This window comes from Cohnella sp. GCM10027633 (assembly GCF_042675445.1).
Classification (GTDB): Bacteria; Bacillota; Bacilli; order Paenibacillales; family Paenibacillaceae; genus Cohnella.
Genome location: NZ_JBHTGV010000014.1, coordinates 127,113 through 138,886 on the forward strand (window position 1 = coordinate 127,113; position 11,774 = coordinate 138,886).

Sequence of the window (11,774 nt, forward strand, 5' to 3'; positions counted from 1 at the left end):
GAAAAAAAGACCACGCGAGTGGTCTTTGCGATTATGCCGTCAGTACTTTGCGACCTTTCGTGCGACGAGCTTTCAGAACTTTACGACCGTTCTTGGAGCTCATACGGCTACGGAAACCGTGAACCTTTTTCCGCTTGCTTACATTCGGCTTAAATGTCGGACCCATGATTTCAACCCCCTTACTTGCAAACTCAGGTTTTTATATTAAACCACGAACCGGCCCAAAAGTCAAATGAATTGTCTCATTCCAGCTTTTCACTTATGCACATGTGAATAAAACGAAGACCCGATTTCGAAAATAGTTGAATGCTGTCGAAGCAAAGCACATCTTATTCACAATATGTAGTACTGTGCACAGAAATCGTCCACAAGTGCTTGAATTTGTGGATAACAGGGGGAATTCCGTTGAATTTAGAGGGTTTGTCTGCTATGATTAGACATGTCTTTCCCAGTGGATTTCTTCCTTTCGACCTCGATTTATAAACAGCCTGTGCATAACATTGTGAACAAACCCCTTTTTATCTGGACATCCTATCAAAGAATTCAGTGATTTCTGTGGATAACCGATATTTGCGTCGCTCATTCGACTTTTCCACGCTCTTCACTTGTCCTCGGAATGGGTTAAAGGAGTGAAATTTTCGTGGACAACCGCAACAACGAGATCTGGCAACAGGTCTTGTCGGTCATCCAAACGAAGCTGAGCAAACCGAGCTTCGACACGTGGTTCAAATCAACGAAAGCCAATTTCATTGGGGATAACGCGGTGATCATTACCGCGCCGACGACTTTCGCCGTGGAATGGCTCGAGAATCGATATACGAAGCTGGTTTCTTCCACTCTGTCCGAATATATCGGCAGACCCGTCGACGTCAAATTCGCGATCGAAGAAGTCCGAACCGTGGAACCGGCCATTCCGTCTCCGATGGTACCGGCCGTACGCCAGCCGCAAACCGAAGAAACGAACATGTACATGCTGAATCCCAAGTATACGTTCGACACGTTCGTCATCGGCTCGGGCAACCGATTCGCGCATGCCGCGTCGCTGGCCGTCGCCGAAGCGCCGGCCAAAGCCTATAACCCTTTCTTCCTCTATGGAGGAGTCGGACTCGGCAAAACCCACTTAATGCATGCGATCGGACATTATATATTGGAACATAATCCTCATATGAAGGTACTGTACCTCTCGTCCGAGAAATTCACGAACGAATTCATCAACGCGATTCGCGACAACCGCGGGGAGAGCTTCCGCAACAAGTATCGGAACATCGACGTGCTGCTCATCGACGATATCCAGTTCCTCGCCGGCAAAGAAGGCACGCAGGAAGAGTTCTTCCATACGTTCAACGCTTTGCACGAAGAGCACAAGCAGATCGTCATCTCCTCCGACCGGCCGCCGAAGGAAATTCCGACGCTCGAGGAACGGCTGCGTTCCCGGTTCGAATGGGGCCTCATCACCGATATTCAGCCTCCGGACCTAGAGACGCGGATCGCCATTCTTCGCAAGAAGGCGAAAGCGGAGAATCTCGACATTCCGAACGAAGCGATGATGTATATCGCCAATATGATCGACACCAACATTCGCGAGCTCGAAGGCGCTCTTATCCGTATTGTTGCCTATTCCTCGCTGACGAATCAGGACATTTCGTCGCATCTGGCCGCGGAAGCGCTCAAGGATATATTGCCGACCGGACGCAACAGGCTTATCACGATGCAGGACATCCAGCAGCGGGTCGGGGAGTATTACGGGCTTAAGCTCGAGGATTTCAAGGCGCGCAAACGAACGAAAGCGGTCGCATTCCCTCGGCAAATCGCGATGTACTTATCCAGGGAGCTAACGGACTACTCGTTGCCGAAGATCGGGGAAGCGTTCGGGGGGCGGGACCATACGACCGTCATTCACGCGCACGAGAAGATCTCGCAGCAATTGAAAGTCGACCAGGATCTCTACAAAATTATCAACAGTTTGACGGAAAAGATCAAAAATTTAACCTAAAAATAGCGAAGCGCCTATGCACAGACTGTACACATGTGGATAGGCGTTATTTTCGAGCTTATTCGCGGTTATCCACATATTCAGGGCCCCTACTACGACTTTAATAATTAAACATGCTACAATAAGACGAATATACGAGGTGATTCCATGAAACTGACGATATTGCGCGGCGAGTTGAACGAAGCGATTCAACACGTCTCCAAAGCTGTAGCTTCGCGGACGACGATTCCGATCCTGAGCGGCATTAAAGTGGATGCCGGTTATAACGGAGTTACATTGACCGCGAGCGATACCGATATTTCGATTCAAAGCTTCATACCGCTCGAAACGCCGGAGAAAACGATCGTTACCGTCGAGAAATCCGGCAGCGTCGTGCTTCCGGCTAAATTTTTCGTCGAGATCGTGAAGAAGCTGCCGAACGAAGAAGTCCATATCGAAGTCGGCGAACGGTTCCAGACCTTAATCCGCTCCGGAGCGACTGAAATTCAGCTCGTGGGCCTAGATCCGGAGGAGTTCCCTATCCTACCGACGATCCAGGAGGACCAGGTCGTGTCGATTCCCGGCGATCTGCTCCGCGATATGATCAGACAGACGGTATTCGCGGTTACGACGAACGAGTCGACTCCGATTCTGACGGGCGTGTTATGGCACCTTCAAGACGGCCTGTACAAATTCGTCGCGACGGACCGCCATCGCTTGGCAAGCCGAACAGCTACCGTAACGGCGCAAGACGTCCGATTCTCTAATATCGTGATCTCGGGCAAGACGCTTAACGAACTGGCCAAGATCGTGCCCGACCAGAACGTGAACGTGGACATCGTCGTCGCGGACAATCAAGTGTTGTTCAAGCTCGGCAACGTTCTGTTCTACTCGCGCATGCTCGACGGGACGTATCCCGATACATCCAAGATTATTCCGCAGTCGTTCAAAACAGAACTGATTCTTAAAACGAAGCAATTGAGCGAAGCGATCGACCGCGCTTATTTGCTGTCCCGCGAGGAGAAGACGAATATCGTTCGGCTGTCCACGACGGACTTCGGCGGCATCGAGATCTCTTCAAGCTCCTCGGAGCTGGGAAAAGTAACGGAGCAATTGTCGGTAACCGAACTGCGCGGAGATCCCCTTCGGATCGCGTTCAATTCCAAATATATGATCGACGTGCTGAAGGTGCTCGACTCCGAGGAGCTGTTCATCGGCTTCACCGGCGCGATGAGCCCGATTATCATTAAGCCACGCGATCACGAGAACAGCCTTTATCTCATTCTTCCTTACCGAACGACGAACTAAGGAGGGATACGGAATATGAAGAAGATCGGTATTTCCACCGAATACATCACGCTAGGCCAGTTCTTGAAGCTGGCCGATTGCATCAGCACCGGCGGCGAAGCGAAGTTCTTCCTGCAAGAGAAGCGCGTGCACGTGAACGGAGAGCCGGACAATCGCAGAGGACGGAAGCTCGTCGTCGGCGACCAGGTCGAAGTAGAAGGCTGCGGCACGTTCACCGTAAGCACCCGGTAACCGGAAGGGGAACCTCATGCAGTTAAAGAGCTTGGAGCTTCAAGGCTACCGGAATTACGATTCGCTCAAGCTGGCCACGGAAGCCGGCGTCAACATCTTCATCGGGCCGAACGCGCAGGGAAAGACGAACCTGATCGAAGCGATTCACGTCTTGTCGCTCACGAAGTCCCATCGGACGTCCAAGGACAAGGAATTGATCGGCTGGAATCAACAAGCGGCCGTTATTCGGGCGGAGGCGGAGAAGCGTCTCGGGGAATTTCGGCTTGAGCTTCAAATTTCCGCTCAGGGGAAGAAAGCGAAGATTAACGGACTGGAGCAGCGTAAGCTAAGCGGTTTCGTCGGCGCGCTGAACGTCGTCTTGTTCGCGCCGGAGGATCTGGATATCGTCAAAGGAGCACCGGGAGTGCGCCGCCGATTCATGGACATGGAGATCGGGCAGGTGCATCCCGGTTATTTGTACGACATGCAGCAATACCAGAAAATCCTGCAGCAGCGCAACAATTACCTCAAGATGAACGACAGCCGGACCGCTTCTCCGGAGATGCTGGACGTGTGGAACGAACAACTCGCTACGTACGGTGTTAAAATGATGCAAAAAAGGAAAAACTTTATCGTAAATCTGCAAAAGTGGGCGGAGAAAATCCATGCCGGCATAACGGGCGGATTGGAGCATCTAACGGTCGAATACAAGCCTTCTTTCGGAGACCCGGCTGGTATCGATAACCAAGTTGATCCTTCTTTATTCCAACAGTTTATGTTAAAGTTATCACAAGGCAAGGAACAGGATTTCAGGCGGGGAACGACGCTAACGGGCCCTCATCGGGACGATCTCGCGTTCGCCATCAACGGCAAGGACGTGCAATCGTTCGGATCCCAAGGGCAGCAACGCACCGCCGCTCTATCGTTAAAGCTAGCGGAGCTCGAGCTCATGCACGAGGAGTTGGGCGAGTATCCGCTCTTGTTGCTTGACGACGTGCTTTCCGAATTGGATCAGACGCGCCAGACGCAGTTGATCGAGACGTTCCAGAGCCGGGTACAGACGTTTATTACGACGACCGGACTCGAGAGCGTCAATATGAGCAAGCTGAAGGATGCATCCGTTTTTCACGTGAGAAACGGACAATTGTTGCGTTAAGTCGTGGAGGTATTCGCATGTATATCCATTTAGGCGGTGAGAAGATCGTTCGCACGTCGCAAGTCGTCGCGATCTTCGATATTTCCATCGAGCAATCCTCCAAGCTGTCGCGGCAATTCGTCGCTCAAGCCCAGAAGAACAAGGAAGTCGAGACGATCGGGGAGGAAGATCCGAAGTCGATCGTCGTCACGCAGGGCAAAGTGTATTATTCTCCGATATCGACGTCCACGCTCAAGAAGAGAGCGCACCACTTGGACGATCTGAAATCATAGGCAGCAACGCAAGCATCGAATAGCATCGGCAACGTAAAGAAGGCGGTGGAAGGTTTGTCCGTGAATTCGCAGAACAATACGTATGACGAGAGTCAGATTCAAGTCTTGGAAGGCTTGGAGGCGGTACGCAAACGTCCGGGGATGTACATCGGATCTACGAGCGGCAAAGGCCTGCACCATCTCGTATGGGAAGTCGTAGACAACAGTATCGACGAAGCGCTCGCCGGTTTCTGTACGCGCATCGACGTCATCGTTCACGAGGATAACAGCATTACCGTCATCGATAACGGACGGGGTATCCCCGTCGGATTGAATACGAAGCTTCAGAAGTCGACGCTCGAAGTCGTGCTGACCGTTCTGCACGCGGGCGGTAAATTCGGCGGCGAAGGTTATAAAGTATCCGGCGGTTTGCACGGCGTAGGCGTATCCGTCGTGAACGCGTTGTCGGAGCTCGTCGTCGTAACGGTCAAACGGGACGGTCATATCCATCAGCAAGAATATCGCCGCGGAACGCCTCAGTACGATGTGAAGGTGATCGGCGATACGGAGGAGACCGGCACGCAAACCCATTTCAAGCCGGATCCGGAGATATTCACCGAGACGACCGTATACGATTACGACACGCTCGCAGGTCGCATTCGCGAGCTGGCGTTCCTGAATAAAGGCATCGAGATCAACTTGACGGACGAAAGAACCGGCATGAGCGACGCGTTCAAATACGACGGCGGCATCATCGAGTTCGTCCAGCACTTGAACCGCAACCGCGAGGCGCTGCACGAGACGCCGATCTACGTGGAAGGCGCGAGGGATCATATCGTTTGCGAGATCGCGATGCAGTACAACGACAGCTACTCGGAGAACCTGTATTCCTTCGCGAACAACATCAATACGCACGAAGGCGGCACGCACGAGTCCGGCTTCAAGAGCGCGTTGACGCGGATCATTAACGATTACGCGCGCAAGATGGGCTTCGTGAAGGAGAGCGAATCGAATCTGTCGGGGGACGACGTGCGCGAAGGGTTAACGGCGATCATTTCCGTGAAAATTCCCGAGCCGCAGTTCGAAGGACAGACGAAGACGAAGCTCGGCAACAGCGAAGTGAGAGGCATCGTCGAATCGCTCTTCAGCGAGAAGCTGCTGCAATTCCTCGACGAGAATCCGACGGTAGCCCGTAAAGTGATGGAGAAGTCTCTTCAAGCCGCCCGCGCTCGCGAAGCTGCGCGCAAGGCGCGCGAGCTGACTCGTCGCAAGAGCGCGCTCGAAGTCAGCTCGCTTCCGGGCAAGCTCGCCGACTGCTCTTCGAAAGACGCGTCGATCTCCGAAATATACATCGTCGAAGGAGACTCCGCGGGCGGGTCCGCTAAGCAAGGCCGCGACCGTCACTTCCAGGCGATCCTGCCGCTTCGCGGCAAGATTCTGAACGTCGAGAAGGCGCGTCTGGATAAGATCTTGTCCAACCTGGAAATTCGCGCGATCATTACGGCGCTCGGTACCGGGATCAGCGACGACTTCGACATTACGAAAGCGCGTTATCACAAGATCGTCATCATGACCGATGCCGACGTCGACGGCGCGCACATCCGCACGTTGCTGCTGACGTTCTTCTATCGCTACATGCGTCAGTTGATCGAGAATGGCTACGTGTACATCGCGCAGCCGCCGCTCTTCAAGATCGAACGCAACAAAGTCGTGCGTTACGCCATGAACGAAAGACAGCGCGACGAAGTGATCGCGGAGTTCGGCGAAGGCGCGAAGCTGAACATTCAACGTTACAAAGGCTTGGGAGAGATGAACGCGTCCCAGCTGTGGGAAACGACGATGGATCCGGCTAGCCGTACGATGCTCCAAGTGAGGATCGAGGATGCGATCAAGGCGGACATGATGTTCGATACGCTGATGGGCGATCAAGTAGAGCCTCGGCGAGAGTTCATCCACCAATATGCGAAGTACGTTAAGAATCTGGACGTCTAACGTCTTATATATCGGGAACGAAGAAAGGGGTATCTCTTGGAGGAGATACCCCTTGCGATTAAGCCCTGCGTTTATGCCTATCCGCCGATTTGCGTTTTCTCGCGGAGTAACGGCCATACGCGACGGCGTAGGCATACATTCTGCGGAAAACGGAGCGGTTGGGCAGCTTGCGGAACAAGAAGACGTCCGGCAGCGTGTTTACTTCCAGAATCCACGGTTTCAATTGTTCGTCGAGCGCGATATCGACGCCTATCTCCTTGATTCGGGGGAACTTGCGGGATAACGCCTTGGCGATCGTAACGCCATGATCCCGAAGACCGTCCTGCAGATTCTCTACTTCTTCCGGGGGAAGCGTCGGCGCCAGCAGCCGCTCGACCGGCAGAGGAGTGCCGCCGCTATGGTAGTTCGTTACGATTTTGCGAGGATGGGACAAACGCCCGATCATGCCGGTCGTCTCCCAATTGCCGGCCGGGTTATGCTGGACCATGACTCTCAGATCGAATCGGCGTTGCTTGTAGGTCAATAAGCGAATACCCTGCTGGGCCAGGTAAGCCCGGCTTCTCTTCACGGTCAGCAGCTTGCGGTACATGCGCTCGAACGTATCGAACCGATACTTCCGCTCGCCGGATTGGAATGCGTACGGTTCCGGTTCCCCATCCAAGCGCTCGATGCGAATGACGCCGTTGCCGTAAGTGCCCTTGACCGGCTTCACGTAGATCATGCCGTATTGCAGCAGCATCTCGCGAACGGTCCGCTCGTTGAAACGACGCGTATCCGGGACGAAAGCTCGCAGCTCGTTATCGGCAAGAAGGGCGTCCGTCTTCGCTTGTTTACTGTGGACGCGCTGGATCGACATGTTTGTGCATCCAACCTTTCCCTTCGGCATTATGGTATAATGGAATTATTCATAATCTATGACGAAACACGCTTAGCGGTGTGCATCTATAACGCATGCTTGACGGTATTAGTCGAATGAACTAAGGAGGATCTATCTTCATGTCGGAAGAACAACGCTCTCACGTTATCGATCGCGATATCGGGGTCGAGATGCGGGAATCGTTCATGGATTACGCGATGAGCATTATCGTCAGCCGTGCCTTGCCGGACGTTCGGGACGGTCTCAAGCCGGTTCATAGACGAATTCTATACGCGATGTCCGAGCTTGGCATGGCACCGGACAAGCCCTATAAGAAATCGGCGAGAATCGTCGGCGAAGTCATCGGTAAGTACCATCCGCACGGCGATTCTTCGATCTACGAGGCAATGGTGCGCATGGCGCAAGACTTCTCGCTTCGTTACATGCTCGTCGACGGTCACGGCAATTTCGGTTCCATCGACGGCGATATGGCGGCTGCCATGCGGTATACGGAAGCCAGATTGTCCAAGATCGCGATGGAGATGCTGCGCGACATCAACAAGGAGACGATCGATTACCGGCCGAACTACGATGGCGAAGAACAAGAGCCCGTCGTATTGCCGGCGCGTTACCCGAACTTGCTGGTTAACGGCAACACGGGGATCGCGGTCGGGATGGCTACGAATATCCCGCCTCACAACCTTCACGAAGTCATCAACGGCGCGCAAGCGCTTCTGCGTAACCCGGAACTTAATTCGTACGACTTGATGGAATACATCAAGGGTCCGGACTTCCCGACGGCCGGCTATATTCTCGGTACGGTAGGCATTCGTCAAGCGTATGCGACGGGACGGGGTTCCGTCACGATGCGCGCGAAGGCCGAGATCGAGGAAGTGAACGGCAAGGCGCGCATTATCGTGCAAGAACTGCCATACCAAGTGATCAAGGCACGTCTGGTTGAGAAGATCGCAGAACTCGTGCGCGAGAAGAAGATAGACGGCATTACCGACTTGCGCGACGAATCGGACCGCAACGGCATGCGGATCGTGATCGAGCTGCGCCGCGACGTTACGCCTACGGTCGTCTTGAATAACTTGTACAAGCAGACGCAGATGCAGTCCACGTTCGGGATCAACATGCTCGCTCTCGTCAATAACGAGCCGAAAGTGCTGAACCTTCGCGATATGCTGCATTACTATATTCAGCATCAAGTAGAGGTCATTCGCCGCAGGACGGAGTTCGACCTGAAGAAGGCCGAAGCACGCGCGCATATTCTCGAAGGCTTGCGCATCGCGCTCGACCATCTCGACGAAGTCATCGCGCTCATTCGCGGATCCCGTACGACGGACGAAGCCCGCGAAGGCTTGATGACGCGCTTCGGCTTGTCCCTGGAACAAGCGCAGGCGATTCTCGATATGAGGCTGCAACGCTTGACCGGCTTGGAACGCCAGAAGATCGAAGACGAGTACAACGAACTGATGGTGAAGATCGCCGAGTACAAGGCGATCCTGGCGGATGAGTTGCTCGTGCGCGACATCATCCATACGGAGCTCGAAGAGATCAAGCAACGCTTCGGCGACGATCGCCGTACTGAGATTACGATCAGCGACGACGAGATTCTGGACGAAGACTTGATCCCTCGCGACGACGTCGTCATTACGATGACGCATACGGGCTACATCAAGCGCCTTCCGGTGTCGACGTACCGCAGCCAGAAGCGCGGAGGACGCGGCATCATGGGGATGGGGACGAAGGACGACGATTTCGTCGAGAACCTGTTCATCTCCAATACGCACCACTACCTGTTGTTCTTCACGAACAAGGGACGCGTGTTCCGGCTTAAGGCGTACGAGATTCCGGATCTGAGCCGTACCGCGCGCGGTACGCCGATCATCAATCTTATTCAGATCGAACAAGGCGAGACGATCAACGCGGTTATCCCGGTCGAAGCGTTCGAGCCGAATAAATTCCTGTTCTTCGCGACCCGTAACGGCGTCGTGAAGAAGACGCCGCTCGACGATTACTCGAACATCCGCAAAGTCGGATTGATCGCGATTTCCCTTCGCGAGGACGACGATCTGATCGGCGTGAAGCTGACGGACGGCGCTCAAGAGATCATTATGGGCACGAGTCAAGGGATGTCGATTCGGTTCTCCGAAGAAGACGTTCGGGCGATGGGTCGTTCCGCGACCGGCGTTAAGGGCATTCAACTCGATGACGACGACAAAGTCATCGATATGGACGTCGTTAACGCGGACCAAGACGTACTGATCGTAACGGCCAAAGGCTACGGCAAGCGTACGCCGATGACGGAATACCGTTCCCAGACGCGCGGCGGCAAAGGCATCAAGACGTTGAACGTAACGGACAAGAACGGCGCGATCGTCGGCCTTAAAGTCGTCGAGAACGAAGAAGACTTGATGATCATGACGACTTCCGGCACGCTGATCCGCATGAGCATGTCGGGTATTAATTCGATGGGGCGCATTACGCAAGGGGTTAAGCTCATTAACATTCGCGACGAGGATTCCGTTGCCACGGTAGCCAGAGCGCCTCGCAGCGAAGATAACGAATCGGATGAATCGGAAGGCGAAGGCGAACAGACGGAAAGCTAAGTCTGATTCGGCCGTGCCGAGCCCCATGGGAGGGGATGCAGTATGCCGGTAGTACCAATCATGCAAGCGCAGCCGGGCAGTCGGCTCGCAACCGACGTTCAGACTGCGCTCGGCAGCGTGTTAATGGAACAAGGACGAGCGCTGTCGGAACGCGACCTGGAAATTCTTCAGGCGTTCCTGATCCCGAGCGTGGACGTACAGAGAGCGGGAATGGAAGAGCTTGAATCCGAGATGGATGCGGAAGAAATCGCCGGGACGCAAGAGGTGAAGCTCTCTTCGCTGCAGCAGCAATTTCTGGAGATGGAGAAGCTGCTTAAGCGCACGATGTCGATGGTATCCGGCGGACAGAAAATTCCGGTGCTCGATATTCGGAATCGGCTTAGCGCATTGTTGGATCACAAGGACGAATACAACGTGCTGACCTTCCTGCTTCCGCCCTTCGAGGGGGTTCCGGACGTCATGGTTCGCAATAGCGTTCTGTGCGCGTTGACGTCCTACCAGTTGGCGAAGTGGAACAAGTTCCCCGAGAAGGATCTGCTTCAGATCGCGTTAGCGGGACTGCTTCACGACCTCGGCAACGTCAGGGTCGACGAAGCGTTGCTTCGCAAGCCGACTCGTCTTACGAACGAAGAAGTTCAAGAGATGAGACAGCATACGATCTATGGCTTCCGGCTGCTCGAGAACGTAACCGGACTTAACTCGGGCGTATGGCTATCCGCGCTGCAGCACCATGAGCGGATCGACGGCAGCGGCTACCCAATGAAGGTCAAAGGCGAGAAGATTCATCCGTACGCCAAGATCGTCATGATCGCCGACATGTACCATGCGATGACTTCCAACCGGACGTATCGCAAGGCGGAGTCCCCGTATCTGGTGTTGGAAGAACTCTACTCGGGCTCGTTCGGCAAGCTGGAGCCGATGTACGTGCAGACGTTCATCGAGCGGACGACGCAATTCCATAACGGCGTCATGATTCGTCTTAACGACGGGCGCATCGCCGAGATCGTATTCACCGACCGGGGCAATCCGACGCGGCCGATGGTATCGATCAACGGGCATATCATTAACTTGGCCCAGCAGCGACAGCTGTTCATTTGCGAAGTATTCGCGACGAACTAAGCGCGAGTTTCATAGGGACCGGAGAGCGGCTTAAACGCCCGTTCTCCGGTCTTTTTCATTCGCTTAAGTAGAGGGTAAACTTTTTCAAGAATAAAGCTTGCAATCATTCGCCCATCGTGATATATTATTTGAGTCGCCGCTAACACGGTGGACGCGAAAAAGCAACACAGCTTGTTCTTTGAAAACTGAACATCGAGCGTAATTTACGGTAATAAATCGTTCACTTCGGTGAACAAACCAGCAATACAGATTGAGCCTTCATGGCTCTTCGATAAAAGTTTCACTTTTATGGAGA

The 11,774-nt window shown here is 53.8% G+C and carries 10 protein-coding genes; 8 read left to right on the forward strand and 2 right to left on the reverse strand.

Features of this window, described 5'->3' with window-relative positions:
* Nucleotides 1-31: 31 nt before the first annotated feature.
* Nucleotides 32-166 carry a 50S ribosomal protein L34 gene (gene rpmH, locus ACFQZG_RS23545; RefSeq protein ID WP_378111479.1) on the reverse strand — a complete coding sequence of 45 codons (135 nt, stop codon included), beginning with the start codon at nt 164-166 and terminating at the stop codon, nt 32-34.
* A 474-nt stretch (nt 167-640) separates the two neighbouring features.
* Here rpmH and dnaA point away from each other — a divergent pair, with 474 nt between their 5' ends.
* From dnaA to gyrB, 6 genes are all read left to right on the forward strand, one after another.
* The gene (dnaA, locus tag ACFQZG_RS23550) at nt 641-1,993 is read left to right on the forward strand and encodes a chromosomal replication initiator protein DnaA (protein WP_378157021.1); all 1,353 of its coding nucleotides are present in this window, start codon (nt 641-643) and stop codon (nt 1,991-1,993) included.
* Nucleotides 1,994-2,140: 147 nt separating this feature from the next.
* Nucleotides 2,141-3,280, forward strand: coding sequence for a DNA polymerase III subunit beta (gene dnaN / locus ACFQZG_RS23555; protein WP_378157023.1), 1,140 nt, complete (start codon nt 2,141-2,143; stop codon nt 3,278-3,280).
* Between the two features lie 15 nt (nt 3,281-3,295).
* Nucleotides 3,296-3,511, forward strand: coding sequence for a S4 domain-containing protein YaaA (gene yaaA / locus ACFQZG_RS23560; RefSeq protein ID WP_378157025.1), 216 nt, complete (start codon nt 3,296-3,298; stop codon nt 3,509-3,511).
* Between the two features lie 16 nt (nt 3,512-3,527).
* On the forward strand, nt 3,528-4,646 hold the full coding sequence (recF, locus tag ACFQZG_RS23565) for a DNA replication/repair protein RecF (protein WP_378157027.1): 1,119 nt from the start codon (nt 3,528-3,530) through the stop codon (nt 4,644-4,646).
* Nucleotides 4,647-4,663: 17 nt separating this feature from the next.
* The gene (remB, locus tag ACFQZG_RS23570; protein WP_378157029.1) at nt 4,664-4,918 is read left to right on the forward strand and encodes an extracellular matrix regulator RemB; all 255 of its coding nucleotides are present in this window, start codon (nt 4,664-4,666) and stop codon (nt 4,916-4,918) included.
* Nucleotides 4,919-4,972: 54 nt separating this feature from the next.
* Nucleotides 4,973-6,889, forward strand: a complete 1,917-nt coding sequence (gene gyrB, locus ACFQZG_RS23575) for a DNA topoisomerase (ATP-hydrolyzing) subunit B (protein ID WP_378157031.1) — start codon at nt 4,973-4,975, stop codon at nt 6,887-6,889.
* A gap of 58 nt (nt 6,890-6,947) precedes the next feature.
* Here gyrB and ACFQZG_RS23580 read toward each other — a convergent pair whose 3' ends face one another.
* Nucleotides 6,948-7,745, reverse strand: a complete 798-nt coding sequence (locus ACFQZG_RS23580; RefSeq protein ID WP_378157033.1) for a YheC/YheD family protein — start codon at nt 7,743-7,745, stop codon at nt 6,948-6,950.
* A 140-nt stretch (nt 7,746-7,885) separates the two neighbouring features.
* Here ACFQZG_RS23580 and gyrA point away from each other — a divergent pair, with 140 nt between their 5' ends.
* On the forward strand, nt 7,886-10,360 hold the full coding sequence (gene gyrA, locus ACFQZG_RS23585; protein ID WP_378157035.1) for a DNA gyrase subunit A: 2,475 nt from the start codon (nt 7,886-7,888) through the stop codon (nt 10,358-10,360).
* 42 nt (nt 10,361-10,402) lie between these two features.
* Entirely contained in the window at nt 10,403-11,479 is a 1,077-nt protein-coding gene (locus ACFQZG_RS23590; RefSeq protein WP_378157037.1) for an HD-GYP domain-containing protein, read from the forward strand.
* Nucleotides 11,480-11,774: the final 295 nt, after the last annotated feature.